Below are 26,016 nucleotides of genomic sequence, written 5' to 3'. Positions count from 1 at the left end.
AGGTGACCCACAGGCCCCACCCGCGGCGCGCCGCGTGCGACACGCCCGGGAGTTCCCGGCGAGACTGATCCCCACCATGGAGACGATGCACGCCGCCGGACGGCGCACCCTCCCGCCCGTTCCCCGGACGAGTGCCGAGTCGACCACGGGAGCTCCCCGTACCGTGAGCGGGGAGCAGCCCGAGTCCGACACCCCGACCGAACGCTTCGTCGTCGATCTGTCGACCGGCGAGCAGCGGACCGTCGGGGCGGCCGAGGTGGACCAGCCGGCCGACGAGGTCCCACGTGACGAGACCGGCGCCCCGGAGCCCGGGACAGACGGGACGGCGCTCGACGGCGGCCCCGAGGATCGACGTCCAGCGGTCCCTGAGCCCCGCGAACTCGACCTCGCCCAGCAGTTCGTGGCCCGCCTCCGCGCGGCCGCGGCCGACTTCGCGGAGACCGCCGGTGCCGTGTCGGCGGTCGTGCGCGAGGCGGTGCCCCCGGCCCGTCACCGCCGCGCCCGCTGCCGCCTGGTCCTGCGCTACGCCGACGACCGGGAGGTCGACGTCACCTTTCTCGGTACCGCCGGGCTGCCCGGTGCGCCCTCCCGGCACGGCTTCGACCGCCAGATCCGCCGGTGGCTCGCAGCCGGACAGCGGCGGGACGACGCCTGGCTCGTGACCGATCCCGACGCCCCGGACGGCCTGGCCATCGATCTGAGCGCCTGGGTCCGCGCCGCCTGACGGACGTCGTACGGCGCGTTTCCTGAGCGGCCCGAGCGGGTCCCCGCGGTCGGCCCTCGGCCGGGCCGGAATCGTCGCCGCTCGGGTTTCCCTCTGCCCCCGGATGCGCCACGATGACGGTGTCGCCACCGTTTCGGCGAGCGACGTCGCGAACCGCAGGCTTGCGCCCAGCGCAGAAGACCGGGGAGCCGCTGATGTCCCTCAGCACGGCAGTTCTGCGACGGGGAGCCGTCGGCCGCGCGACCGGCGGGCAGGGCGCGGCATGACCGCCATCGCGCCGCAGCCGATCATCAGCCGGCCCAGCCCCGAGCACACGCCTGCCAGGGGCTCCCGACTGTCGAGCATCCTGCGCACCACCGATCACAAGACGATCGGCCTGATGTACCTGACAGCGTCGTTCGGGTTCTTCATCCTCGCCGGCCTGATGGCCATGCTGATCCGCGCGGAGCTCGCCCAGCCGGAGCTGCAGTTCCTGTCGCCGGAGCAGTACAACCAGCTGTTCACCATGCACGGCACGCTGATGCTGTTGATGTTCGCGACGCCGCTGTTCTTCGCGTTCGGCAACCTGATCATGCCGCTGCAGATCGGCGCTCCCGATGTCGCGTTCCCGCGGCTGAACGCCTTCTCGTTCTGGTTGTTCCTCTTCGGCAGCCTGATCGCGGTGTCAGGGTTCCTCACGCCCGGCGGGCCCGCTGACTTCGGATGGACCGCCTACACGCCGCTGTCGAACGTGGCGCACTCCCCGGGGCCCGGCGGGAACCTCTGGATCGGCGGGCTGGCGGTCAGCGGTCTGGGCACGATCCTGGGCGGCGTCAACTTCATCACCACGATCGTCTGCCTGCGCGCCCCAGGCATGACGATGTTCCGGATGCCGATCTTCGTCTGGAACACGCTGGTCACCAGCATGCTGGTCCTGCTGGCCTTCCCGATCCTCACCGCGGCGCTGTTCGGACTGCTCTCCGACCGGAACCTGGGGTCCCTCATCTACTCGGATGAGATGGGCGGGCCGATGCTGTGGCAGCACCTGTTCTGGTTCTTCGGTCACCCCGAGGTCTACATCATCGCGCTGCCGTTCTTCGGCATCGTCACCGAGATCATCCCGGTGTTCAGTCGCAAGCCGCTGTTCGGCTACAAGGGCATGATCGGCGCGACGATGGCCATCGGCTTCCTGTCGCTGGCTGTCTGGGCGCACCACATGTACGCCACCGGGGCGGTGCTGCTGCCCTTCTTCGCCTTCCTCACCTACCTGATCGCCGTGCCGACCGGCCTGAAGTTCTTCAACTGGATCGGCACGATGTGGCGTGGCCAGCTCACTTTCGAGACGCCGATGCTGTGGTCGATCGGCTTCATGGTCACCTTCCTGCTCGGCGGGCTGACCGGCGTGCTGCTGGCCAGTCCACCGCTGGACTGGCACGTGACCGATTCCTACTTCGTGGTGGCGCACTTCCACTACGTCGTGTTCGGCACGGTGGTGTTCGCGGCCAACGCCGGCATCGCGTTCTGGTTCCCGAAGATGTGCGGCCGGATGCTCGACGAGCGGCTGGGCAAGCTGCAGTTCTGGATGACGTTCATCGGCTTCCACGGAACGTTCCTCATCCAGCACTGGCTGGGGAACGAGGGCATGCCGCGCCGGTACGTCGACTACCTGCCGACGGATCTGTTCACCACGCTGAACGTGATCTCCACGATTTTCGCCTTCGTGCTGGGCGCCTCGATCATCCCGTTCCTCTACAACATCCGGCGCTCGTGGAAGTACGGCCAGCTGGCCGTCCGCGACGACCCGTGGGGTGCCGGCAACTCGCTGGAGTGGGCGACGTCGTCCCCGCCGCCGCGGCACAACTTCGTCGAGATGCCGAAGATCCGGTCGGAACGGCCGGCGTTCGAGGCCCACTACCCGCACCTCATCGACCGGCTGCAGGCAGAGGCGCACGCCGGCCGCAAGCACGAGCCCTACGTCGACCACGCGGTAACCGGCGCGGACACGGGCGCACGCCAGGGCCCGAGGGACCCCGACCCGACCTGAGCCGGCCGAGGCCGACGATCAGGGCAGCAGGCTGTCCACGTCGAGGTCGTCGAACTCACCGTCGGCCCCATCGTCGCTGCCGATGCAGTCGAGCACCTCCCGCACGACTGCTGCTGCCATACCGCCGCTGTAGCCCTTGCGGGCCAGCATGCCCATCAGCCGACGGGTGGCGGTGGCGCGGTCGAGCCGGCGCATGGCTGCCGCGCGCCGCTCCACGAGGCGGCGGGCAGCGGTGCGTTCGTCCTCGTCGTCCACCTCGCCGACCGCCTCGGCGGCCACCTCCGGCTCGACGCCCTTGGCGCGCAGCTCTGCGCTCAGCGCCCGGCGGGCAAGGCCCCGGCCAGCCTGCCGGGAGCTCACCCAGGCCCGGGCGAAGGCCGCGTCGTCGATCAGGCCGACCTCGGTGAACCTGTCGAGCACCATCTCGGCGGCGTCCTCGGGTACTCCGCGCTGAGCGAGCAGGTCGGCCAACTGCTGCCGCGTCTTCGGCGCCCCGGTCAGCGCTCGCAGGCAGATGCCCCGGGCCACCGACTCGGGATCGCCCATCTCGTCGTCCGGCGTTCCCGGGGCGACGTCCGGGTTCAGGGGATCGTCGTGCCCGGCGCTGTCCGACCGACGCGCACCCGGGCGGGTGCCCGGGCCGCGGCGGCGGGTGGACGGGAAGCCGGACACCGGCCGGCTCAGAAGTCGGCGGGCGCGGCGTCGACGGGCCCGTCGAGCGTGGGTCCGATCTCCAGCTTCTCCTTGATCCGCTTCTCGATCTCGTCGGCGAGGTCGGGGTTGTCCTTCAGGAAGTTGCGGGCGTTCTCCTTGCCCTGACCGAGCTGGTCGCCCTCGTACGTGTACCAAGCACCGGACTTCTTCACCATGCCCTGCTCGACACCCACGTCGATGAGCCCGCCCTCTCGGCTGAAGCCCTGGCCCCAGAGGATGTCGAGCTCCGCCTGCTTGAACGGAGCGGCGACCTTGTTCTTGACGACCTTGACGCGCGTGCGGCTGCCGACCGCGTCGGTGCCCTGCTTCAGCGTCTCGATGCGACGGACGTCGAGCCGGACGGACGAGTAGAACTTCAGCGCACGACCACCCGTCGTGACCTCGGGCGAGCCGTAGACCACGCCGACCTTCTCGCGCAGCTGGTTGATGAAGATCGCCGTCGTCCCGGAGTTGCTCAGGGCGCCGGTGATCTTGCGCAGCGCCTGGCTCATCAGCCGGGCCTGGAGGCCCACGTGGCTGTCGCCCATCTCGCCCTCGATCTCGGCGCGGGGCACCAGAGCGGCCACGGAGTCGATGACGATGATGTCGAGCGCGCCGGAGCGGATCAGCATGTCGGCGATCTCGAGCGCCTGCTCACCGGTGTCGGGCTGGCTGACCAGCAGCGCGTCGGTGTCGACACCGATCGCACGGGCGTACTCCGGGTCCAGCGCGTGCTCGGCGTCGACGAAGGCCGCGATGCCGCCGGCGGCCTGGGCGTTGGCGACCGCGTGCAGCGCGACCGTCGTCTTACCGGAGGACTCCGGGCCGTAGACCTCGACGACGCGGCCACGCGGCAGACCGCCGATGCCCAGCGCGATGTCGAGGGCGATCGAGCCGGTCGGGATGACCTTCATGGCCACCTCGGGGCTGTCGCCCAGGCGCATGACCGAGCCCTTACCGAACTGCTTGTCGATCTGGGCGAGGGCCATGTCGAGGGCCTTGTCGCGGTCGAGCGTTGCCATGATGGCCACCTTCGAAAGTTCTGGGGAAGTTGTCGGGATCGACGCTAGGACGGGGGTCCGACAATTCCGGGGCGCCGGCGGATCTGTGGAGAGCTGGTCTGCCTGTGGACGTCACTGTAGGACGAACAAGTGTTCGATCGCCAGGCCGACACGCCGCCGATCCCGAGCCGGAGCGTCAGCGCTCCTTGACCGGCACCTCGTACTCCTCGCAGATGGCCAACCACACCTTGCGCACCGACAGGCCGGCGTCGATCGCGTCCACGGCGGTGCGTCCGCCGAGGACGGCGAACACGTGGTCCCGCGCCACGCTCTGGGCGCGCATCGCCCCGAACTGATTCTCCAGACGGGACCAGAACTCCTGCAGGCGCACACCCCGACGCTAACCCGAGCTCCGGTGATCGTGTGCCGCCCGGCCTAGGCTCGTGGCATGTTCCCCGGCACCGGGTCGACGGCATGGGACGCCGTCCTCGAGCTCGGCATCATCCTGGCCATGATCGTGGCGATCATCCTGATGATCAAGAACTACCGGGACCGCTGACCGGTCATCCACACCACGAGGAGCGGCAGCACCAGCGCCGCGGACACCCCGGACACGAGCCCGAAACCGCCCAGCGCGAGGAGCGGACCCCCGACGACCCCGGCCAGTGCCGCCCCGAGCCCCATCAGCAGATCCGTCCCGCCCTGCGCCGTGGGCCGCACGTCCGCGCCGACTGACTCCGTGACCAGCGTCGAGCCGGCGATCAGGCCACAGGACCAGCCCACACCGAGGAGCAGCAGCCCCGCGCCCAGCTGGAGGGCCGCGCCCGGCGCCGCCGTCCCGGCCAGGGCCGCCGCGAGGAGCAGCAGGGCCCCGCCCACGGCGACGGTGGCCCGCCGGCCGGCCCGGTCGGCCAGGGCGCCCACCAGTGGGGAGAAGAGGTACATGCCGGCGACGTGCACGCTGATGACGAGGCCGATCACCCGCAGCGTCGCGCCCTCGGAGCCGCCCGCGTGCCCCATGTGCACCGGCGTCATCACCATGACGCCGACCATCACCGAGTGGGCCACGACCACGGCGGTGAGCCCCAGACGGCCCTCCGGCGAGGCCCAGACCGCGCGCATCGCCGCCCCGGTCGCCGTCCGGGGCCGCGCGCCGGTGCCCCCGCCCCCGAGCCGCCGGGCGAGCAGCAGCGGATCGGGACGCAGGAGGACGAGCAGGCCGGCTGCGACGAGGGCGAACGCCACGGCCGCCACGACGAAGGCTCCCCCGAGAGCCGGCAGCCCGAGCGCCCGTCCGAGGTCCGCACCGGGTCCGGCGAGGTTCGGGCCGAGCACCGAGCCCACGGTGGTCGCCCACACCACGAGCGACAGGTCCCGCCCCCGGCGCGCGGGCGCCGAGAGGTCGGCCGCGGCGTAGCGGGCCTGGAGACCGCAGGCGGTGGCCGCACCGAAGGCGAACAACCCGGCCAACAGCAGCGGCAGGGAGTCGATCGCGGCCGCCACCACGGCGACCACCGAGCCGACGACGGCGACGGCGTACCCCGCGGCCAGGCCCGCCCGGCGGCCGGCGCGGTCGCTCATCCGGGCCAGCGGGACGGCGATCACAGCCGCTCCCAGCACGCCCGCCGTCTGCCCCAGGCCGGCGGCGGTGTCGGTGCCCGCGACGTCCCGGGCGAGCAGACCGCCGACGGTGATGCCCACGGTCACGCCGAGGCCCGCGAGCGCCACTCCGCCGCTGAGCACGCCGACGGTCCGGCGCTGGACGGCGACCGGGTCGACGTCGGGGAGTGCGTTCCTGGATGCGGCGGGGAGACTCTGCGACACGGGCGCAGTCTGCCCGACCGGCTGCCACGGACGGGGGTTCCGGCTCCGACCGCCCGTCCCGGACCGGCGGATTGTCGTACCTCCCGGGGACACTGGCACCGTGTCCGCACTCGACCGGTTCTCGGAGGCCACCCGGGCCTGGTTCACCGGCGCCTTCGTCCGGCCCACCGCCGCCCAGGAGGGCGCGTGGCAGGCGATCAGCAGCGGCGACCACGCCCTGGTCGTGGCTCCCACCGGTTCGGGCAAGACGCTGGCGGCGTTCCTCTGGTCGCTCGACCGGCTGGCCGCCGTGCCCCCTCCGGCCGAGGAGCAGCTGCGCTGCCGGGTCCTCTACGTGTCGCCGCTCAAGGCGCTGGCCGTCGACGTCGAACGCAACCTCCGCGCACCCCTGGCCGGCATCGGCCAGGCCTCGGCCCGGCTGGGCCTGGAGCGCCCGGAGATCCGCGTGGGCATCCGCTCCGGTGACACCCCGGCCGACGAGCGCCGGGCGTTCACCCGCCGGCCCACCGACATCCTCATCACCACCCCCGAATCGCTCTTCCTGCTGCTCACCAGCTCCGCGCGCGAAGCGCTCCGGGGGATCGAGACGGTGATCCTCGACGAGGTGCACGCCGTGGCCGACACCAAGCGCGGCGCCCACCTCGCCGTCTCCCTCGACCGGCTCGACGAGCTGCTCGAGCGGCCCGCGCAGCGGATCGGGCTGTCGGCCACGGTGCGTCCGATCGAGGAGGTCGCGACCTACCTCGCCGGCGGCCGACCGGTGCAGATCGTCGCCCCACCCTCGGCGAAGCAGTGGGACCTCTCCGTCGTCGTCCCGGTGGAGGACATGAGCGAGCTGGGCCAGCCGACCGGCGAGCTGGAGGGCTCGGCGGCCGGCAACCAGCCGCGGACGTCGATCTGGCCGGCGGTCGAGGAGCGGGTGCTCGACCTGGTCGAGGCCCACCGCAGCACGATCGTCTTCGCCAACTCCCGGCGGCTGGCGGAGCGGCTCACCAGCCGGCTCAACGAGCTCGCCTACGAGCGCACCACCGGCGAGACGGTGCCCCCGGGCACCAACGCGGCCGCCCTCATGGCCCAGGCCGGGTCGGGCGGCGGCGTTCCCGAGGGGATCCAACCGGTCGCGGCCGCGCACCACGGCTCGGTCTCCCGGGAGCAGCGGGCGATCGTCGAGGAGGCACTGAAGTCCGGCCGGCTGCCCGCCGTCGTCGCCACCTCCAGCCTGGAGCTGGGCATCGACATGGGCGGGGTCGACCTGGTGGTCCAGGTCGAGGCGCCGCCGACGGTGGCCAGCGGACTGCAGCGCGTCGGCCGGGCCGGCCACCAGGTGGGCGCGGTCAGCCGCGGCGTCCTCTTCCCCAAGTACCGCGGTGACCTCGTGCAGTGCGCGCTGGTGGCCGAGCGCATGAAGGCGGGCGCGATCGAGTCGATCCGCTACCTGCGCAACCCGCTGGACGTGCTGGCCCAGCAGGTGGTCGCGATGGTGTCCGAGCGGCCGCGCACCGTCGACGAGGTGGCTGCGCTGATGCGGCGGTCGGCGGCGTTCTCCTCGCTGCCGGACTCCGCGCTGCACGCCGTCCTCGACATGCTCGCCGGCCGCTACCCGTCCGACGCCTTCGCCGAACTCCGCCCGCGGCTGACCTGGGACCGGGTCACCGACACCCTCACCGCCCGCGCCGGTGCCCAGCGGCTGGCCGTCACCAGCGGTGGCACCATCCCCGACCGCGGCCTCTTCGGCGTCTTCCTCGTGGGCGCCGAGGGCACCGGGGGACGGCGGGTGGGCGAGCTCGACGAGGAGATGGTCTACGAGTCGCGCGTCGGCGACGTCTTCCTGCTCGGGTCGTCGTCCTGGCGGATCGAGGACATCACCCACGACCGCGTGCTGGTGACCCCTGCCCCCGGCCAGCCCGGGAAGATGCCGTTCTGGCACGGCGATGCACCTGGCCGGCCACTCGAGCTCGGGCGGGCGCTGGGCGCCTTCCTGCGCGAGGTCGGTTCCGCGACGCCGGAAGCCGGGCTGGAGCGCGCCCGCGCCGCCGGGCTCGACGAGTGGGGCGCGGCGAACCTGCAGGCCTACCTGGCCGAGCAGAAGGCGGCGACCGGCCACCTCCCGGACGACCGGACGCTGCTGGTCGAGCGGTTCCGCGACGAGCTCGGCGACTGGCGGCTGGTGGTCCACTCGCCCTTCGGCGCCCAGGTCAACGCCCCGTGGGCACTGGTGCTGGCCGCCCGGTTGCGCGAGCGCTACGGAGTGGACGTCGCCTCCATGCACTCCGACGACGGGGTCGTGCTGCGGCTGCCCGACACCACCGGTGAGCCTCCCGAGGCCGATCTCGCCGTCCTCGACCCCGACGACGTCGAGCGCGAGGTCACCTCCGAGGTCGGCACCTCGGCGCTGTTCGCCAGCCGGTTCCGCGAGTGCGCCGCCCGCGCCCTGCTCCTCCCCCGCCGCGACCCGCGCCGCCGGACCCCGCTGTGGCAGCAGCGCCAGCGGGCCGCGCAACTGCTGTCGGTCGCCGCCGAGTTCTCCTCGTTCCCGATCACGCTCGAGGCGGCGCGCGAGGTACTGCAAGACGTCTACGACGTGCCCGGCCTGGTCGAGCTGATGAGCGACGTCCGGTCCCGGAAGGTCCGCGTCGTCGACGTGCAGACCGAGACCGCATCCCCCTTCGCGCAGTCGCTCCTGTTCGGGTACGTCGGCCAGTTCCTCTACGAGGGGGACGCGCCGCTCGCCGAGCGCCGGGCGCAGGCCCTCGCCCTGGACACCGGCCTGCTCGCGGAGCTGCTCGGCCGGACCGAGCTGCGCGAGCTGCTCGACGGCGATGCGATGACCGAGATCGAGGCGGAGCTGCAGCGGCTGCCCGAGCAGCGCCACCCCCGCGACGTCGACGGCGCTTCCGACCTGCTGCGCGGGATCGGCGACCTGACCGCGGCGGACGCCGCAGCACGCGGCGTGCCGCAGGCGTGGCTCGACGAGCTGGTCGCCTCCCGCCGGGCGCTGCAGGTCCGCATCGCCGGCGAGGAGCGCTACGTCGCCATCGAGGACGCCGGCCGGCTGCGCGACGCGCTGGGCACGGCGCTGCCCGTCGGGGTCCCCGAGGTGTTCACCGAGCCGGTGGCCGATCCGCTCGGCGACCTCGTCGGCCGCTTCGCGCGCACCCACGGCCCCTTCCAGCCGGCCGAGGCGGCGACCCGACTGGGGCTGGGCGTCGCCGTGGTCACCGCGACGCTGCACCGGCTGACCGGGACGGGACGGCTGGTCACCGGGGAGTTCCGGCCCGGCGGCAGCGGTCAGGAGTGGTGCGACGCGGAGGTCCTCCGGTCGATCCGCCGCCGGAGCCTGGCCAAGCTGCGCCAGGAGGTCGAGCCGGTCCCCACCGGGACGCTCGCCCGGTTCACCCCGTCCTGGCAGGGCGTCGGCGGGCGGCTCCGCGGCGCCGACGGCGTCCTCGCGGTGGTGGAGCAGCTGGCCGGCGCCCTGGTGCCGGCCAGCGCGCTGGAGTCCCTCGTGCTGCCGGCGCGGGTCCGCGACTACTCCCCCGCCATGCTCGACGAGCTGACCAGCGCGGGTGAGGTGCTGTGGGCGGGCGCGGGCGGGCTGCCCGGCGGAGACGGCTGGCTCAGCCTCGTCCCCGCCGACCTCGCCCCGCTGCTGCTGCCGGATCCGCTGGAGGTGCCCGAGGGGGCTGCCCCGATCCTGGAACAGCTCGCCGGCGGGCAGGCACTGTTCTTCCGCGGCCTCTCCGACCTCGTCGGCGCCACCGACGACACGGCGATGGCCGACCTCGTCTGGGACCTCGTGTGGGCCGGCGCGCTCACCAACGACACCCTGGCGCCGCTACGCACCCGGTTGGGTGGTGGCGGCACCCATCGCAGCCGACCGCAGGCTCCTCGGGCACGCATCGACCGGGGACGGCACGGGCGGGCCCGCCTCGGGCGGCCCACGATGCCGACGCGCACCGGCCCGCCGACCGTGGTCGGACGCTGGTCCCGGCTGCCCGACCGCGAGGCCAGCGGCACGCGCCGGACGACGGCACGGGCCGAGGCGCTGCTCGAACGACACGGGGTGCTCACCCGTGGCGCGGTCATGGCCGAGCAGGTGCACGGCGGTTTCTCCGCGGTCTACCCGGTGCTGCGGGCCTTCGAGGAGAACGGCCGGGCCCGGCGTGGCTACTTCGTCGAGACCCTCGGCGCCGCGCAGTTCGGCACCCCGGGCTCGATCGACCGGCTGCGCACCTTCGCCTCGCCGGACCGGGTGCCCGGCGGAGCCGTCGTCCTCGCCGCCACCGACCCGGCGAACGTCTACGGCGCGGCCCTGCCCTGGCCGGAGCGACCGGTGGTCGACGATCCCGGGGCCGTCGACCTCGGTGAAGGCACCGGGTCGAAGTCCGGACGGAAGGGCGCCACCGGGCACCGCGCGGGCCGCAAGGCCGGCGCACTCGTGGTGCTGGTCGACGGCGACCTGGTGCTCTACGTCGAGCGTGGCGGGAAGACGCTGCTGTCCTGGACCGAGGACGAGCAGGTGCTCAAGGAGGCGTCGACCGCCCTCTCCGGAGCGGTGTCGGCCGGGGCGCTGGGCCGCATGGTGGTGCAGAAGGCCGACGGCGCTTCCGTGCACGAGTCCACGCCGCTCTCCGTGGCGCTGCAGGCCGCCGGATTCGCCGCCACGCCTCGCGGCCTGCGCCTGCGCTCCTGAGCGGACAGCGGCGTCACGTCCACCTGCCGAGGTCGTATCCCCGTCACAACGTGACGGTCCCGTGGCGATGTGCCCGGACGGGTGAACCAGCCGCGGTCCCGGGGCATGGTGGAGGGCACGAGCGCACCAAGGAGGCAGACCCTCATGCGCACCCTGTTGCTCTTCCTACTGGCCACCGGCGTCGCACTCGTGACGATCGGGGCGGCCGAACCGGAGCTCTTCGTCCTGTCCCTGCTCGGCATGCTGATCATCGCCGGCACCGCGAGCGTCGCACTGGCGGCGGCGCACCACCGGGGGCCACCGCACGCCTACCACTGACGCCGGCGGACGACGCCGGCATCGGTCCTCGCGCGGCCGCAGCCGGCGGGCGAGGAGTCCGGTCGGCGTCGGCAGCACGACGTGCCCCACGCGCACGGCGATCTGCAGCACGCCGCTTCCCGGGCGCCTCCCGGTCGCTCGGTGGTCCCACACCTCGTGTGCAGGGCGGGCCGGGGACACTGGGCACGTGCCCGAGGGAGACACCGTATGGCTGGCCGCGCAGCGCATGAACACCGCGCTGGCCGGCGCGACGCTGCGCCGCGGTGAGTTCCGACTCCCCCAGCTGGCCGCCCTCGACCTGAGCGGCGCCACCGTCCGCGAGGTCGTCCCGCGCGGCAAGCACCTGCTCATCCGGCTCGCCGACGAGCGGACACTGCGCACCCACTTCCGCATGGACGGCAGCTGGCACATCTACCGACCCGGGACGAAGTGGCGTGGTGGCCCCGCCTACGACATCCGCGTCATCCTCGCCACCGACGACTGGGAGTGCGTCGGCTACCGGCTCCACGACGTCGACATCGTCCCGACCGCCGATGAGCACCGGCTGGTCGGTCACCTCGGCCCCGACGTCCTCGGGCCGGACTGGAACCTCGACGAGGCGCTGCGGCGGCTCCGGGAACGCCCCGACGAGCAGATCGGCGTCGCGATCCTCGACCAGCGGAACCTGGCCGGGATCGGCAACCTCTACAAGGTCGAGTCCCTGTTCCTGGTCGGCGTCCATCCCTGGACGCGGGTCGCCGACGTGCCGGACCTGGCGGCCCTGGTCGAGCGCGCTCGGACGCTGATGGTGGCGAACCGCCACCACCCCGAGCAGAGCACCACAGGCGATACCCGCCGCGGGCACGACCACTGGGTGGCCGGGCGGAAGGGCAGGCCCTGCCGGCGGTGCCGCACCCCGATCCTGCTGGGCGAACAGGGCCCACCCACGCAGGAACGGGTCACCTGGTGGTGCCCGACGTGCCAGGCCGCCCGCTCCCCGATCGACCCGCAGGCGCGGACGGGTGAGCCGGGCCGGCCGCAGCCGGTGACGCTGTACCGCTGAGACGGCTCAGATCCAGACGGTGTCGTGCCGGAGGAAGAACTCCGTCCAGTCCTCCGGGGTCATCGCCTCCCGGCGCGCGGCGTCGGCGAGGGTCTCGAAGTAGTCCTCGCGGGGCGCCCCAGGGGTGAACAGCAGCAGCATGGCGGCCGGCTCCCCCGACTCGTTCCTGAAGCCGTGGATGCCGCCCTCGGGCACGTGCAGGAAGTCGCCCGGTCCCCCGTCGAGCCAGCGCTCGCCGTCGTAGAGGCGGACGGTACCGCTCAGCACGTAGAAGGACTCGGTGATGCCTCGGTGGAAGTGCGGTCCGGGGCCGGTCGGGCCGAAACCCATCTCCCACCGGTACAGGCCGAACGCGCCGCCCGTGGTGGCGCCGGTGGCCAGGTAGTGCGCCGCACCACCCGCCCCGAGCGCCAGTTCGGGCGGCGCATCGGCCCGGCGGAGCGAGACGTTCACCTCGCCGTCGGCACCGGCGTAGCGGTCAGGCGGGTAGCCCGGGCCGGACATCGTCGTCGTCCCCGGCCCGGGCAGTCGCTCAGGCTTGCTGGTCGGGGCGCTCGGCCGGCTGGGCCTCGCGCTGCTCGGCCGCGGGCTGCGGCACCGCGGGAGCGCCCTGCTCGATCGCCTGCGCCGGCTGGCTGCCCTCGACGGCCGGCGTGCCGCCGCCCATCGAGGCGCGGATCTGGTCCAGGCGCGAGGCCCCGGCGACGTCGAGCGTCGCCTTCTCCACCTCGAGCATCCGGCCCTCGACCGAGCTCTGCGCCAGCTCCGCCTGTCCCAGCGCGTTGGCGTACCGCGCCTCAATCTTGTCGCGCACCTCGGAGAGGCTGGGAGTGTTACCCGGCGCGGACAGCTCGTTGACCTGCCGCATCGAGGAGGCGACGTGCTCCTGCATCTTCGCCTGCTCCAGCTGCGACATCAGCTTGGTGCGCTCGGCCAGCGTCGTCTGCAGCCGCATGCGGCTCTGCTCGACGGCACCGCGCGCCTGCTCGGCGGCCTGCAGCGCCTCGTCGTGACTGCGCTTGAGGTCCTCCATGGACTGCTCGGCTGCCACCAGCTGGGTGGCGAAGGCCTGCGCGGCGTTCTCGTACTCCGTCGCCTTGGCGGCGTCACCGGAGGTGCGGGTCTTGTCGGCGAGCACGAGCGCCTGACGGGCGGAGGCCTGCAGCTTCTCCACCTCGCCGAGCTGGCGGCTCAGCCGCATCTCCAGCTGCCGCTGGTTGCCGAGGACCGCGGCCGCCTGGTTGGCGAGCGACTGGTGCCGCTGCTGCTCCGCCTCGATCGCCTGCGCGATCTGGATCTTGGGGTCTGCGCGCTGGTCGATCTGGGCGTTGGCCGACGCCGTGAGGTACTTCCAGAGCTTCACGAACGGATTGGGCATGGGTCCTCCTGCTCCGGCGCAGCGGCCGGCCCGGTGATGCGCAGCATCTCGACGTCGTCGCCTCATCGTCCCAGGTGATGCACCGTCGGAGCCAACGCGGGCGGGCGGTTCACTCCCGCCGCTAGGGTTTCCTCCGTGCCCGACTCCCCCGTCCTCGCCGTGCTGGGCGAGCTGGTGGTCGACCTCCTCCCCGTTCCGGGGGCGGATTCCGGGAACCAGGGAACGGCGCCGCAGTACGTCGCCCGCCCGGGCGGCAACGCGCTCAACGTCGCCGTCGCGGCCGGTCGGCTCGGTGGGCCGGTCCGACTCATGGCGCGCCTGGGCACCGGACCACTCGCGGCGAACCTGCGCCGCCACGCCGAGCTCTCCGGCGTGGATCCGGCCGGCTTCGTCGACGCCCGGGAGCCGGTGAGCCTCGCCGTCGTCGGACTGGGCCCCGATGGCTCCCCCGACTACGGGTTCCACGTCCTCGGCGCCGCGGACTGGCAGTGGACCGACGAGGAGCTCGACCGGGTGCTGCCGGCCAGGACCGGCATCCTGCACGTCGGCTCCATCTCCAGCTGGACGGCCCCGGGAGCTGATGCGATCGCCCGCCTGGTCGCCCGGCTGCACGCAGCGGGAGCCGCCCTCATCAGCGTCGACCCGAACATCCGCCCGATGCTGGCCGAGGGGCCGGTCGGGAGCGCTCTCGGCAACACCGGACCCGTCGTCCGCTCCCGTCTGGACCGGCTGGTCGAGCAGGCCGACGTCGTCAAGGTGAGCGCCGAGGACCTGGCGTGGCTGGACGGCGCGAGCGACCTCGACACCGCCGCCGCGGACTGGGCCGGCCGCGGGCCGGCGCTCGTCCTGCTCACCGACGGTGGCGCGCCGCTGCGGATCGCGCGTCCGGGCCGGCCGGTGCTGCACCGCGAGCCGCCGGTCGTGACCGTCGTGGACACCGTGGGGGCCGGTGACTCGCTCGCCGCGGGTCTGCTCACCGGACTGCTGGAGGCCGGCGTCACGACGCGCGCCGCCCTCGAGGCGCTACCGGACGAGCAGCTGCTCGCGCTGGTGGACGACGCCGCCCTCGTGGCCGCCCTCAACTGCACCCGGGTGGGCGCCGATCCGCCCACGCGCGCGGAGCTCGCCGCCGCGCGCCCCGGCCGGTGAGCGCGGAGCTGCGCCTGGTCGGGTTCGAGGAACTCTCGGCCGGCGTCCTCCGGGACCGGTTGCTCGCCGACCGGGCACGGTTCTGGTCCGGCTCAGGCCTCGACGACGACGCCGTGCGGGCCCTGCACGACCCGATCTTCTTCCACCAGCTCGGCGGATTCGGCGCGGTCGCATTCACCCCGGACGAACGGGACGCCGGCTACCTGCTGGGGGTGGTGACCGCCGACCGGCTGGGCGTCGTCCATGCCTTGGCCGTCGCTCCGGAGTGGCGCGGGCGCGGGGTCGCGGTCCGGCTGGTGGAGCGGTTCATCGCGGTGGCGGTGTCGGTCGGGGCCCGCGCCGTTCAGGCGGCCGCACCGCCCGGGGACGCCACCGTCCGCGGGCTGGCCCGGCGGTTCGGGGCCGCCGAGGCACCGTCACCCGGGCATGCCGGCCAGGGGGTCGACCGGGTGCTCTACACCTGCTCGCTGCCGGCCGGCTGAGGGGCGGTGAGCAGGGTCGCCAACCGGGCCGCGTGCCGGTGCCGCGTCGTGGAACGGCCCGGCTGCAGGACGACGCCCAGCAGCCACCGCCCGGCCAGCTCCGCGCTGTCGAGGTCCACCCTCAGCGCCTCGGCCAGGCGGCCGGTCAGCACGGCCCAGGTGTCGGCGTCCACCGCGAGCAGCGCCGTCAGGACCTCCGGCTCGGTGTCGGCCAGGCGCCGCAGGACCGGGTGCGCGCCGAGCTCGTCGGAGAGCGCGGCGAGCGCCTCGGGCAGGGACAGCCCGGCGGCCAAGGCCGTGAGCCGGTCCAGCTCGGCGGCCAGGAGCGCGACCACGACCTCGTCCTTGGTCCGGAAGTGGTTGTAGAGCGTCGCCTTCGCCACGCCGGCGGCGGTCGCGATCGACTGCATCGTGCTGCGGCGCGGCCCGTGCTCGGCGAAGGCGCGGGCAGCGCCGGCGAGCAGGCCCAGCCGGGTCCGCCCCATGGCGTTCCCGCTCCGCGTGTGCGCACCCGGGGAGTGGACCGGTCCAGGCCAGGCGGCGGGACCGGCGAGAGACATGGGTCCTGTCTGGCACCGACCAGGGCGTTCGTCAAGGACGACGGGCGTGTCGTCCCGGGTCAGGCGGCGAGCGAGACGGCCTCTCCACGGCGCAGGGCCGACCGGGCGGGCTGGCCGGCGCCGACCAGCGCGAGGGCAGGCTCGGCGACCGGCGCGGCGGTCGCGGGCTGCTCGGCCGCCGGCCGCTCCTCCGCGGAGGGGGTGTCGGCGGAGGGCGCCAGCGGGCGGACGGCGCTCCCGCCGGCCACCCGCAGCTCGAGGCTGACCTCGGCGAGCAGGTCCGCCAGCTCGACGTCGAGGGCGTCGCAGATGGACGCCAGCAGCTCCGACGACGCTTCTTTCTGTCCCCGCTCCACCTCCGACAGGTAGCCGAGGCTGACCCGGGCGGCTCCGGACACGTCGCGCAGCGTGCGGCGCTGACGCAGCCGGTGGCCACGCAGGGTGTTGCCGAGCTGGGTGCGCAGCAGCGTCACGGCCGTCTCCTGTCCTGCGAGCGGGGAAGCGGCGGCGCCCTCGACGGGCGCCGTGCGCTCACGGTACGCGGCGCCCGCCTCCGGAGCCGGGCCGACCGGCGCGCGTCCGCTGATGGCGTAACAGCCGGGCGGTGCACCGGCTTCCCGTACCCGGCCGGCCGACGCCTCGCGCAGCTGTACCTTCCTGGCGCCGTCGAACCTCCCCAGAGTGCGCATCAGGCTGCACCCGAGCCGGAGCGCCCACCCGGAAGGCGCCGGACATGTATCACGACACCGACCCCTCGATCCCGCACGTGCGGGTGATCGGCGGCCTGTCCCTGCACTACGGCGGCCGGCGCATGGCCCTCCCGCCGGGCAGCCACCGCCTGCTCGCCTACCTGGCCCTGCACCCGGCCGGGGTCGACCGCCGCAGCGCGGCGGGCGTCCTGTGGCCGACCGTCGACGACGCCCGCGCTGCCGGCAACCTGCGCTCGGCGCTGTGGCGGCTGCAGCAGGTCGGCTGCCCGCTGGTGCGTGCGGAGCAGACGACGCTCGGCATCCGGGAGGTCGTCGAGACCGACCTCGCCCGCTTCGAGTCGTGGGCCGGCCGGGTGCTGTCCGGGAGCGCCACGCCCGAGGACCTCGCCGTCGACCCGGGATCGATCGCCGATCTGGAACTGCTGCCCGGCTGGTACGACGACTGGGTGCTCACCGTTCGCGAGCGTCTGCACCTGCGCCGGGTGCACGCCCTGGAGGAGCTGAGCCTGCTTCTGCGGCGGTCGGGCCGGCCCTCGGCCGCGGTCGAGGCGGTCCACGTCGCCGTGCAGGCCGAGCCGCTGCGCGAGAGCGGTCAGCGGGCGCTGATCGAGGCCCATCAGGCCGCGGGCAACTGGGCCGTGGCGCGGCAGCAGTTCGACGCCTTCCGGCGCATCCTGCGACGCGAGATCGGGGTCGAGCCGAGTGCCGAGCTGACCGCTGTCGCGACGGCGCCCCGGCGTCGCCTGGCCGTGCCCCTGCCCCGCCAGGGCAGATGACTCAGGCGGCGGTGTCCCTGCGGGCGTCGCCGGCCCCGCTGGGACCGGCCGCCCGCCGAGCCGCGGCGGCCCGCATGGCGCGGGCGCTGGTCTGGCGCAGGCTCAGCGCGCGGTACACGTAGTCCAGGCCGGTGATCACGGTGAGCACCACCGCCGCGGCCATCACCCACCAGCGGCCGGTCGCCAGGAGGCCGGTCAGCGGCAGGATGTAGAGGCCGATCGCCAGCGCCTGGACGACGGTCTTCAGCTTCCCGCCCCGGCTGGCCGCGATCACCCCGTGCCGGATCACCCAGAAGCGCAGCAGGGTGACCCCGACCTCGCGGACCAGGATCACCACGGTCACCCACCAGGGCAGCAGCTCGAGCACGGACAGCCCGATCAGCGCCGTGCCGGTGAGCGCCTTGTCCGCGATCGGGTCGGCGAGCTTGCCGAACTCGGTGACCTGCCCGGTGCGGCGGGCGATCATCCCGTCGTAGCGGTCGGTGATGATCGCCAGCGCGAACACCAGCGTCGCCCAGTACCGGTCGGCGTCGTCGACCCCGCCGTCATGGAGCAGCAGGACGGCGAAGGCCGGCACCACGGCCAGCCGCAGCACCGTGAGGGCGTTCGGCAGGTTCACCAGCTTGACCGACGACGGCGGGGTGGCGGCCGGGTCCGGGGCGACGTCGGTCACGGAGGTCACCGCCCGGCCGGGCCGGTCGAGAGCGCGGGAGCGAGCGCGCGGGCGACCAGGTCGATCCCCTCCGTGCCCACGACCTCCGCGGCCAGGAGCTGCCCGGCGACCGCGTCGGCAGGTACGCCGGCCACGGTGGTGGTGCCGTCGGCGTCGGGGTCCTGGTGGGCGGCGTGGCCGACCCACACCCCCGGCCCCTCCTCTGCCGCGAGGTCCTCGGTGAGCAGCACCTCGACGCGCTCGCCGATGCGATCCTCGGCCCGCTGGGCGGTCAGCTCCTCGACGAGGTCGGTGATCCGCCGCACCCGCTCGTCGATCTCCGCCTGCTCGAGCTTGCCGTCGAGGGTGATCGCCTCGGTGCCCTCCTCGTCGGAGTAGCCGAAGACGCCGACGGCGTCCAGACGCCCCTCGACGAGGAAGCGCTCGAGCTCGGCGACGTCGGCCTCGGTCTCGCCGGGGAACCCGAGGATGACGTTGGTGCGGAACCCGGCCGTCGGGGCGAGGCCCCGGGCCCGTTCGATCATCTGCAGGAAGTCGTCGGTGCCGCCGAACCGGCGCATGCGGCGCAGCAGCGTGGGCGAGGAGTGCTGGAAGGACAGGTCGAAGTACGGCGCGACGACGCCGTCGTGCCCGCCGCTGCCGGCGATGATCTCGAGCAGGCCGGGCCGCAGCTCGGCCGGCTGCAGGTAGGCCACCCGCACCCGGACGATGCCCTCGACGGCGGCCAGCTGCGGCAGCAGCCTCTCCAGCGAGCGGAGGTCGCCGAGGTCCTTGCCGTAGGACGTGGAGTTCTCGCTGACCAGCACCAGCTCGGTGACCCCCTGCGAGGCCAGCCACTCCGCCTCGCCGAGCACCTCGGCCGGTGGCCGGGAGACGAACGCGCCGCGGAAGGTGGGGATCGCGCAGAACGCGCAGCGGCGGTCGCACCCGGAGGCGAGCTTCAGCGCGGCGGACGGGCCCGAGGCCAGCCGCTTGCGCCGGAGCCAGTCGTGGCCGGGGATCGACGGCGCATCCGATGCGGTGGTGGCCGCGGTGCGCTGCACGGGGCTGATCGGCAGGAGCGTGCGGCGGTCGCGGGGCGTGTGCGGCACGAGCGGGCGGCCCTCGAGCACGTCGTCGAGCCGGTTCCCGATGGCGCCGTAGTCGTCGAAGCCGAGGACGGTCGCCTCGGGGAGGGCCCCGGCGAGCTCGGAGCCGTACCGCTCGGCCATGCAGCCGACGGCGACGACCGACGCGCCGGAGTCGGTGGCCGCCAGGATCGCGTCGACGGAGTCCTTCTTGGCGGTCTCGATGAAGCCGCAGGTGTTCACCAGGACGGCGTCGGCGCCGTCGGCGTCGTCCACCAGTTCGTAGCCGTCGGCGGCCAGCCGACCGGCGAGCTCCTCGGAGTCGACCTCGTTGCGCGCGCAGCCGAGGGTCACCACCGCCACCGTCCGCCCGCGGGTTTCGGGCCCGGAAGCCTGGGCAGGGCGGGGCAGAGCTGTCACCGGCCCATCGTAGTGGCCCCGTGCAGCGTCCCGCCGCGAGCTCGCGAGTGGCGGGGGGTAGGGGGTCCTCTCAGTCGCTGCTGCCGCCCCGAAGGGTGAACAGCACCGACTCCAGTTCGTCGGGCTTGATCAGGACGTCGCGCGCCTTGGACCCCTCGGAGGGTCCGACGATGCCGCGGCTCTCCATGAGGTCCATGAGCCGGCCGGCCTTGGCGAAGCCGACGCGGAGCTTGCGCTGCAGCATCGACGTCGACCCGAACTGGCTGGTGACGATGAGCTCGACGGCCTGCACGAGCAGGTCGAGGTCGCCGCCGATGTCCTCGTCGATCTCCTTCTTCTCACCGCCGCCGCCACCGGCGGTGAAGACCTCTTCCCGGTACTCGGGCTCGGCCTGCCGCTTGGTGAACTCGACGACCGCCTCGATCTCGGCGTCGGTGACGAACGCACCCTGCACGCGCATCGGCTTGCCCGCACCGATGGGCATGAACAGCGCGTCGCCCATGCCGATGAGCTTCTCCGCGCCGGGTTGGTCGAGGATGACCCGGCTGTCGGTGAGGCTCGACGTGGAGAACGCCAGCCGCGAGGGCACGTTCGCCTTGATCAGGCCGGTGACGACGTCGACCGACGGGCGCTGGGTCGCCAGGATCAGGTGGATGCCGGCGGCGCGGGCCTTCTGCGTGATCCGGACGATGTGCTCCTCGACGTCGCGGGGCGCCACCATCATCAGGTCGGCGAGCTCGTCGACGATCGCGAGGATGTACGGGTAGGGCCGGTAGACCCGCTCGCTGCCGGGCGGGGTCGTGATCTCGCCCTTCTCGACCTTGCGGTTGAAGTCGTCGATGTGCCGCACGCCGGTGGACTTCATGTCCTGGTAGCGCTGCTCCATCTCCTCGACCAGCCAGGCCAGCGCGGTGGCCGCCTTCTTCGGGTCGGTGATGATCGGCGTGATCAGGTGCGGGATGCCGTCGTAGGGCGTCAGCTCGACCATCTTCGGGTCGACCAGGATCATCCGCAGCTGATCGGGGCTGGCCCGCAGCAGCAGCGAGGTCAGGATCGAGTTGACGCAGCTGGACTTACCGGCACCGGTTGCACCGGCGACGAGCAGGTGCGGCATCTTCGCCAGGTTGGCGCAGACGAAGCCGCCCTCGATGTCCTTGCCGAGGCCGACCAGCATGGGGTGCGGGTCCTGCTTCGCCGCTCCGGAGCGGAGGACGTCGCCCAGGCTGACCTTCTCGCGGTCGGTGTTGGGCACCTCGATGCCGACGGCGGACTTACCCGGGATGGGGGCGAGGATGCGGATGTTGTCGTTGGCCACCGCGTAGGCCATGTTCCTGGTGAGCTGGGTGATCTTCTCGACCTTGACGCCCTGCCCGAGCTCGACCTCGTAGCGGGTGACCGTCGGGCCGCGGGTGAACCCGGTGACGGCGGCGTCGATGTTGAACTGGTCGAGGACCCCGCTGATCGCCTCGATGGCGACGTCGTTGGCCTTCGACCGCGCCCGCGGCGGGTCCCCCGGCCGGAGCATGGAGAGCGCGGGCAGCACGTAGTTGCCCTCGACCGGCTGGATCGACAGCTGCTGCGGCTCGGTGATCGGCGGCAGGTCCTCCGGCGGAGAGGTGCGGTCGACGACGGGCGGGCGGGGCGCCGAGTGCAGCTCGACGTGCTCGGGCTCGGTGGTGAGCGTCGAGTCCACCCCGGCCTCCAGGGCGCCGAGGTCGACCGGTCCGGTGGTGAGCAGGTCCTCCGACAGCGACTTCCGCCGGGACCGCCGGCTGCGGGGCTCCTCCGGCTCCTCGTCCTCGTCGTCGTCCTCGTAGTCCTCGTCGTCGTAGTCCTCGCCGCGGCCGAGCAGCCAGTCGCCGAGTTCCCCGAGGCGCTGGGGGATCTGGTGCACCGGTGTGGCGGTGATGACCAGCAGGCCGAAGAAGGTGGTGAGCACGAGGAGGATGACGGCGACGGCCATGCCGACGCCGGCCTCCAGCGGCGCGCCCACGGCCCAGCCGACGAGGCCGCCCGAGCCGGGCCGGCCCGCCGCCGGAGCGGCGGAGGTGCCGACGACCTGGGCGATGCCGAGGATCGCGGCGATCGTGCACAGCCAGCCGATCGCCAGCCGTCCGCGGGCCTCCGGCCGCGGCCCGCGGCGCAGCAGCCGCAGCGCGGCGAAGAACAGGACCACCGGCAGCACCATGACCAGCGAGCCGACGACCCAGCGCACGCCGGCGGTCAGCGCCTCCCCGACCGGGCCGATGCCGTTGCTCCAGGCGGCCGCACCGAGCACGATCGCCAGACCGAGGACGGCGAGACCCACGCCGTCCCTGCGGTGCTCGGGTGCCAGCGGCTCGGCCTCGTCCGGCCTGGCGACCGACCGGGCGATCCCTCCCGCGCCGCGCGCGAGCAGGTTCCAGCTGCCGGCGACGATCCCCCAGAGACCGGGCGAGCTCTTCTTCCTGGCGGCCGGACGGCGGTTCGCGGTGGAGCCGCGCTTCGCGGGCGGCCGCTTCTTGCTCGCAGCCGTCGAACCGGACCGGCTCCGGGTAGACGCCGGTCGACGCGTCGACGTGGTGCGGGCAGGCATGTGTCGGACGGTAATCGCCTTTCCGTCTCGTGTCGGGCAGGCCGGAGCACGTGTCCCAACTCCTGGCCGGGGGCCCTAACGTCACACGCATGGTTTCGACTCCCCTGCCCCACGGCGCGATGAGCCACGGCGCGATGATCCACGGCGCATGGCCCACCCCGATCACCTCGGAACTCGTCGTCCGGGCGGCCGCGCGGCTCGGTGAGGTGGTGGTGGACGGGGACGACGTCTGGTGGTCGGAGTCACGGCCGGCCGAGGGCGGCCGGTCGGTGATCGTCCGTCGATCGGCCGACGGCACGGTCGCCGACGTCCTGCCGGCGCCCTGGAACGCCCGCACTCGGGTGCACGAGTACGGGGGCGGCGCGTGGACGGTGTCGGCCGGCACGCTGTGGTTCACCGAGTTCTCCGACCAGCGGCTGTACCGGCTCGACGCGGGCAGCGACGCGCCGGTCGCCGTCACCCCCGAGCCTGCCGTCCCCGCCGGTTCCCGCCACGCCGACCTGCGGGTCCGGGAGGGCGTCGCTCTCGCCGTCCGCGAGACCCATCCCGCGTCCGGTGCGGCCGCCGAGGTGGGAAACGAGATCGTCCGCGTGGGCCCGGACGGCACCGAGGTCCTGGTCTCGGGTCCGGACTTCGTCTCCGACCCGCGCCTTTCCCCCGAGGGTGACGCGCTCGCGTGGCTGCAGTGGGACCACCCGAACATGCCGTGGGACGCCGCGCGGCTCGTCGTCCGCGGCTCCGACGGGCGGGAGCACGTGATGGCCGGTGGACCCGGCGAGTCCGTGGTGCAGCCGGTATGGGGCGCCGACGGCACCCTGTGGTTCCTGTGCGACCGCACCGATGTCTGGTCGCTGTACCGCCGGCGTCCGCACGGTGAGGTGGAGCTGGTCCTCGACGTCGGCAGCGACATCGCCGGCCCCCAGTGGGTCTTCGGGCAGAGCCGGTACGCGCTGCTGGCCGACGGCCGGATCGTGGTCGCGTACGGCCGCGACGGCGCCGACCGGCTCGCCGTCCTGGAGGACGGCGACCTGCGCGAGCTGGATCTGCCGTGGGGCACGTTCCGGTACGTCACCGCCCAGGGCACGGCCGTGGTCTGCGTGGCCGGGAGCCCGTCGAGCGAGCCGGTGGTACTGCGGGCGGACGTCGACGGCGGCGCCTGCGAGGTGCTGCGCCCGGCCCGGGACCTCGGGCTGGACCCCGCCTGGTTCTCCTCCCCCGAGCACGTCACCTTCCCCACCGACGAGCGGGGCACCGGCATCGCCGAGGCGCACGCCCTGGTCTACCCGCCGACCAACCCGGAGACGTCGGGTCCCGAGGGCGACCTGCCGCCGCTGATGGTCGTCGTCCACGGTGGGCCGACCGCCGGTGCGGTCCCGGTGCTCGACGTGGAGATCCAGTACTGGACGTCGCGGGGGTTCTGCGTCGCCGACGTCGACTACCGTGGCTCCACCGGCTACGGCCGCCGGTACCGCGACGCGCTGCAGGGCCGGTGGGGCGTCCTCGACCTGGACGACGTCGTCGCCTGCGCGCGCTTCCTCGCCGACAGCGGGCGGGTCGACCCGGCCCGGATGGCCATCCGCGGGGGCTCGGCGGGCGGCTACACGACGCTCGCCGCGTTGACGATGCGCCCGGGCGTCTTCACCGCCGGCGCCAGCCATTACGGCGTCGCCGACCTGGGGGCGCTGGCCGCCGAGACGCACAAGTTCGAGTCCCGTTACCTGGACGGCCTCGTGGCCCCGTGGCCCTCCGGCCGGGCGGTCTACGACGAACGCTCGCCGATCAACCACGTCGACGCGCTCGACACCCCGCTGGCGGTGTTCCAGGGCGACGAGGACGCGGTCGTGCCGCCGGAACAGGCCGAGGCGATCGTCGCCGCCCTGCGCGAGAAGGGCATCCCGCACGTCTACCTGCTGTTCGCCGGTGAGCAGCACGGCTTCCGGAAGGCGGAGAACATCCGGGCCGCCCTGGACGGCGAGCTCTCCTTCTACGCCCAAGTGTGGGGCTTCGACCTGCCCGAGGCGGAAGGCATCGAGCCGATCATGATCAGGTGACCTGATCGTTCTGGGTCCTCCCTCACCACCGGTGGTGTGGGAGGACCCTCGGTGATCAGGTCACCTGATCATCGGGCGCGACGCCGGGACGGGCGGCGATCAGACCTCGAGGACGGTCGGGATGATCATCGGACGGCGGCGGTGGGTGTCCGACACCCACTTGCCGACGGTCCGCCGGATGATCTGCGACAGCCGGTGCGAGTCCACCTCGTCGTCCTGGAGCGCGCGCTTGAGGTTGTCCTCGACCAGGGTCAGCACCTCGTCGAAGGCCGACGGGTCGTCGGAGAAGCCCTTGGTGGACAGGTGCACCGGCCGCACGATCGTCCTGGTCGATGGCTCTATCACCACGGTCAGCGCCACGAACCCCTCATCACCGAGGATCCGCCGGGCCTGCAGCGACTCCTCCCCCACGTCGCCGACGTTGAGCCCGTCGACGTAGACGTTGCCGATCGGCACGCTGCCCACGATCGAGGCCTTCCCGTCGATCAGGTCCACGACGACCCCGTCCTCCGCCAGGATCACCCGATCGCTGGCCATGCCGGTCTCCTCCGCCAGCGCGGCGTGGGCGCGCAGGTGCCGCCACTCGCCGTGCACGGGCATCAGGTACCGCGGCCTGGCGACGTTCAGCAGCGTGCGCAGCTCACCGGCGGGTGCGTGCCCCGAGACGTGCACACGAGCCGTCTCCTTGTGCACCACCGTGGCGCCCAGCCGGGCCAGGCCGTTGATCACCTTGTAGACGGCGGTCTCGTTGCCCGGGACCAGCGACGAGGCCAGGACGACGGTGTCACCCGCCTCGATCGTCACCTGGTGGTGCTCGCCCCGCGCCATGCGGCCGAGCGCCGACAGCGGCTCCCCCTGCGAGCCGGTGCTGACCAGCACCACCTGCTCGGGCGGCATGGCGGCGGCGTCGTCGAGGGACACCATGAGCCCCGGGGCGACGCGGAGCAGCCCCAGATCCCGGGCGACACCCATGTTGCGGACCATCGACCGGCCGACGAGCGCGACCTTGCGGCCGTGGGTCTCCGCGCAGTCGAGCACCTGCTGGATGCGGTGCACGTGGCTGGCGAAGCTGGAGACGATCAGCCGCTGCGACGCGCGCGCGAACACGTCGTCGAGCACCGGACCGATGCTGCGCTCGGGGGTGACGAAGCCGGGCACCTCGGCGTTGGTCGAGTCCGAGAGCAGCAGGTCGATGCCGGTGGCGCCGAGCCGCGCGAAGGCGCCCAGGTCGGTGAGGACGCCGTCGAGGGGCAACTGGTCCATCTTGAAATCGCCGGTGTGCACCAGGACGCCGGCCGGCGTGCGCACCGCGACGGCGAGCGCGTCGGGGATCGAGTGGTTGACCGAGATGAACTCGCAGGAGAACGGACCGGCGACGTGGTCCTCCCCTGCGGCGACCTCGACCAGCGTGGGGTCGAGGCGGTGCTCGCGGAGCTTCGCGGCGACGAGCGCGAGGGTGAACCGCGACCCGACCAGCGGGATGTCCTCGCGCAGCCGCAGCAGGTACGGGATGGCGCCGATGTGGTCCTCGTGCCCGTGGGTGAGGACCACCGCGACGACGTCGTCCAGCCGGTGCTCGATGACGCCGAAGTCGGGCAGGATCAGGTCGATGCCCGGCTGCTCCGCCTCGGGGAACAGCACGCCGCAGTCGATGATCAGCAGCTTGCCGTCGAACTCGAGGACGGCCATGTTGCGGCCGATCTCGCCGAGCCCGCCGAGCGCCATCACGCGCAGTCCGCCCTCGGGCAGCGGCGGCGGTGCCTTGAGGTGCAGGTGCGGCTGCGTGACCTGGCCACTCACGAGCCCTCCTCGCTAGCGCTCGTCGGGCACGCTCGCGCCACTGCTCTGCCCATGGGT

21 protein-coding genes are annotated in these 26,016 nt (G+C 73.4%); 9 read left to right on the top strand and 12 right to left on the bottom strand.

All coding sequences use genetic code 11. The annotated features are described in order from the left end of the window. The first annotated feature begins 163 nt into the window (after positions 1 to 163). Together FHU33_RS06580 and ctaD are read left to right on the top strand one after the other, a co-directional pair. On the top strand, positions 164 to 724 hold the full coding sequence (locus FHU33_RS06580; RefSeq protein ID WP_142024615.1) for a hypothetical protein: 561 nt from the start codon (positions 164 to 166) through the stop codon (positions 722 to 724). A 262-nt stretch (positions 725 to 986) separates the two neighbouring features. Next, the gene (ctaD, locus tag FHU33_RS06575) at positions 987 to 2,747 is read left to right on the top strand and encodes an aa3-type cytochrome oxidase subunit I (RefSeq protein WP_142024614.1); all 1,761 of its coding nucleotides are present in this window, start codon (positions 987 to 989) and stop codon (positions 2,745 to 2,747) included. 18 nt (positions 2,748 to 2,765) lie between these two features. Here ctaD and FHU33_RS06570 read toward each other — a convergent pair whose 3' ends face one another. The 4 genes from FHU33_RS06570 to FHU33_RS06555 form a co-directional block, all read right to left on the bottom strand. Then, entirely contained in the window at positions 2,766 to 3,419 is a 654-nt protein-coding gene (locus FHU33_RS06570) for a regulatory protein RecX (protein ID WP_211355023.1), read from the bottom strand. Between the two features lie 8 nt (positions 3,420 to 3,427). After that, on the bottom strand, positions 3,428 to 4,462 hold the full coding sequence (recA, locus tag FHU33_RS06565; RefSeq protein WP_211355022.1) for a recombinase RecA: 1,035 nt from the start codon (positions 4,460 to 4,462) through the stop codon (positions 3,428 to 3,430). A gap of 175 nt (positions 4,463 to 4,637) precedes the next feature. Next, positions 4,638 to 4,832, bottom strand: coding sequence for a DUF3046 domain-containing protein (locus FHU33_RS06560; RefSeq protein ID WP_142024613.1), 195 nt, complete (start codon positions 4,830 to 4,832; stop codon positions 4,638 to 4,640). Positions 4,833 to 4,984: 152 nt separating this feature from the next. Beyond that, positions 4,985 to 6,265 carry an MFS transporter gene (locus FHU33_RS06555; RefSeq protein ID WP_142024612.1) on the bottom strand — a complete coding sequence of 427 codons (1,281 nt, stop codon included), beginning with the start codon at positions 6,263 to 6,265 and terminating at the stop codon, positions 4,985 to 4,987. 100 nt (positions 6,266 to 6,365) lie between these two features. Here FHU33_RS06555 and FHU33_RS06550 point away from each other — a divergent pair, with 100 nt between their 5' ends. The 3 genes from FHU33_RS06550 to FHU33_RS06545 all read left to right on the top strand — a co-directional run bounded on the left by FHU33_RS06550 (position 6,366) and on the right by FHU33_RS06545 (position 12,318). Further along, positions 6,366 to 10,958 (top strand): ATP-dependent helicase, encoded by a 4,593-nt coding sequence (locus FHU33_RS06550; protein ID WP_142024611.1) that lies wholly within the window; start codon positions 6,366 to 6,368, stop codon positions 10,956 to 10,958. Positions 10,959 to 11,102: 144 nt separating this feature from the next. Next, a complete protein-coding gene (locus tag FHU33_RS24845) occupies positions 11,103 to 11,276 on the top strand; it encodes a hypothetical protein (protein WP_170182338.1) in 174 nt (57 codons plus the stop codon). 187 nt (positions 11,277 to 11,463) lie between these two features. Continuing rightward, positions 11,464 to 12,318 (top strand): DNA-formamidopyrimidine glycosylase family protein, encoded by an 855-nt coding sequence (locus tag FHU33_RS06545; RefSeq protein ID WP_142024610.1) that lies wholly within the window; start codon positions 11,464 to 11,466, stop codon positions 12,316 to 12,318. A gap of 6 nt (positions 12,319 to 12,324) precedes the next feature. On the opposite strand, the gene FHU33_RS06540 is transcribed toward FHU33_RS06545, so the two are convergent. Further along, positions 12,325 to 12,822, bottom strand: coding sequence for a cupin domain-containing protein (locus tag FHU33_RS06540; RefSeq protein WP_142024609.1), 498 nt, complete (start codon positions 12,820 to 12,822; stop codon positions 12,325 to 12,327). Between the two features lie 28 nt (positions 12,823 to 12,850). Next, positions 12,851 to 13,696, bottom strand: coding sequence for a PspA/IM30 family protein (locus FHU33_RS06535; protein WP_142024608.1), 846 nt, complete (start codon positions 13,694 to 13,696; stop codon positions 12,851 to 12,853). A 135-nt stretch (positions 13,697 to 13,831) separates the two neighbouring features. On the opposite strand from FHU33_RS06535, the gene FHU33_RS06530 reads away from it, so the two are divergent. Next, on the top strand, positions 13,832 to 14,845 hold the full coding sequence (locus FHU33_RS06530) for a PfkB family carbohydrate kinase (protein WP_142024607.1): 1,014 nt from the start codon (positions 13,832 to 13,834) through the stop codon (positions 14,843 to 14,845). Continuing rightward, positions 14,842 to 15,327 (top strand): GNAT family N-acetyltransferase, encoded by a 486-nt coding sequence (locus FHU33_RS06525; RefSeq protein ID WP_170182337.1) that lies wholly within the window; start codon positions 14,842 to 14,844, stop codon positions 15,325 to 15,327. Before FHU33_RS06530 ends, FHU33_RS06525 begins: the two co-directional genes overlap by 4 nt. Here the strand turns inward: FHU33_RS06525 and FHU33_RS06520 are convergent. Then, on the bottom strand, positions 15,300 to 15,812 hold the full coding sequence (locus FHU33_RS06520) for a TetR/AcrR family transcriptional regulator (protein ID WP_142024605.1): 513 nt from the start codon (positions 15,810 to 15,812) through the stop codon (positions 15,300 to 15,302). The two genes, FHU33_RS06525 and FHU33_RS06520, sit on opposite strands and share 28 nt — an antisense overlap. Before the next feature lie 134 nt (positions 15,813 to 15,946). Next, positions 15,947 to 16,360 (bottom strand): helix-turn-helix domain-containing protein, encoded by a 414-nt coding sequence (locus tag FHU33_RS06515; RefSeq protein WP_211355021.1) that lies wholly within the window; start codon positions 16,358 to 16,360, stop codon positions 15,947 to 15,949. A 260-nt stretch (positions 16,361 to 16,620) separates the two neighbouring features. Between FHU33_RS06515 and FHU33_RS06510 the strand changes: the two genes are divergently transcribed. Beyond that, the gene (locus FHU33_RS06510) at positions 16,621 to 17,373 is read left to right on the top strand and encodes an AfsR/SARP family transcriptional regulator (protein ID WP_142024603.1); all 753 of its coding nucleotides are present in this window, start codon (positions 16,621 to 16,623) and stop codon (positions 17,371 to 17,373) included. Position 17,374: 1 nt separating this feature from the next. Here the strand turns inward: FHU33_RS06510 and pgsA are convergent, their stop codons facing one another. The 3 genes from pgsA to FHU33_RS06495 all read right to left on the bottom strand — a co-directional run bounded on the left by pgsA (position 17,375) and on the right by FHU33_RS06495 (position 22,108). Next, entirely contained in the window at positions 17,375 to 18,046 is a 672-nt protein-coding gene (pgsA, locus tag FHU33_RS06505; RefSeq protein WP_246063347.1) for a CDP-diacylglycerol--glycerol-3-phosphate 3-phosphatidyltransferase, read from the bottom strand. A gap of 5 nt (positions 18,047 to 18,051) precedes the next feature. Next, positions 18,052 to 19,533, bottom strand: a complete 1,482-nt coding sequence (locus tag FHU33_RS06500) for a MiaB/RimO family radical SAM methylthiotransferase (protein WP_246063345.1) — start codon at positions 19,531 to 19,533, stop codon at positions 18,052 to 18,054. A gap of 70 nt (positions 19,534 to 19,603) precedes the next feature. Further along, entirely contained in the window at positions 19,604 to 22,108 is a 2,505-nt protein-coding gene (locus FHU33_RS06495; protein WP_142024601.1) for an FtsK/SpoIIIE family DNA translocase, read from the bottom strand. Between the two features lie 89 nt (positions 22,109 to 22,197). Between FHU33_RS06495 and FHU33_RS06490 the strand changes: the two genes are divergently transcribed. After that, a complete protein-coding gene (locus FHU33_RS06490) occupies positions 22,198 to 24,159 on the top strand; it encodes an alpha/beta hydrolase family protein (protein WP_246063344.1) in 1,962 nt (653 codons plus the stop codon). A 99-nt stretch (positions 24,160 to 24,258) separates the two neighbouring features. Here FHU33_RS06490 and FHU33_RS06485 read toward each other — a convergent pair whose 3' ends face one another. After that, positions 24,259 to 25,959: a ribonuclease J gene (locus FHU33_RS06485; protein WP_142024600.1), complete on the bottom strand. Its 1,701-nt coding sequence runs from the start codon at positions 25,957 to 25,959 to the stop codon at positions 24,259 to 24,261. Positions 25,960 to 26,016: the final 57 nt, after the last annotated feature.

The organism is Blastococcus colisei, from assembly GCF_006717095.1.
GTDB lineage: Bacteria > Actinomycetota > Actinomycetes > Mycobacteriales > Geodermatophilaceae > Blastococcus_B > Blastococcus_B colisei.
The sequence above is the reverse complement of the archived record's forward strand: the minus strand, read 5'-3'. Positions and strand labels throughout refer to the sequence as shown.

What these genes read in the sequence shown, in the direction of transcription:
- FHU33_RS06510 (WP_142024603.1), top strand. Translation starts at nt 16,621, where the DNA reads ATGTATCACGACACCGACCCCTCGATCCCGCACGTGCGGGTGATCGGC.
- FHU33_RS06520 (WP_142024605.1), bottom strand. Translation starts at nt 15,812, where the DNA reads ATGGGGCGGACCCGGCTGGGCCTGCTCGCCGGCGCTGCCCGCGCCTTC.
- recA (WP_211355022.1), bottom strand. Translation starts at nt 4,462, where the DNA reads ATGGCAACGCTCGACCGCGACAAGGCCCTCGACATGGCCCTCGCCCAG.
- FHU33_RS06495 (WP_142024601.1), bottom strand. Translation starts at nt 22,108, where the DNA reads ATGCCTGCCCGCACCACGTCGACGCGTCGACCGGCGTCTACCCGGAGC.
- FHU33_RS06490 (WP_246063344.1), top strand. Translation starts at nt 22,198, where the DNA reads ATGGTTTCGACTCCCCTGCCCCACGGCGCGATGAGCCACGGCGCGATG.
- FHU33_RS06535 (WP_142024608.1), bottom strand. Translation starts at nt 13,696, where the DNA reads ATGCCCAATCCGTTCGTGAAGCTCTGGAAGTACCTCACGGCGTCGGCC.
- ctaD (WP_142024614.1), top strand. Translation starts at nt 987, where the DNA reads ATGACCGCCATCGCGCCGCAGCCGATCATCAGCCGGCCCAGCCCCGAG.
- FHU33_RS06540 (WP_142024609.1), bottom strand. Translation starts at nt 12,822, where the DNA reads ATGTCCGGCCCGGGCTACCCGCCTGACCGCTACGCCGGTGCCGACGGC.
- FHU33_RS24845 (WP_170182338.1), top strand. Translation starts at nt 11,103, where the DNA reads ATGCGCACCCTGTTGCTCTTCCTACTGGCCACCGGCGTCGCACTCGTG.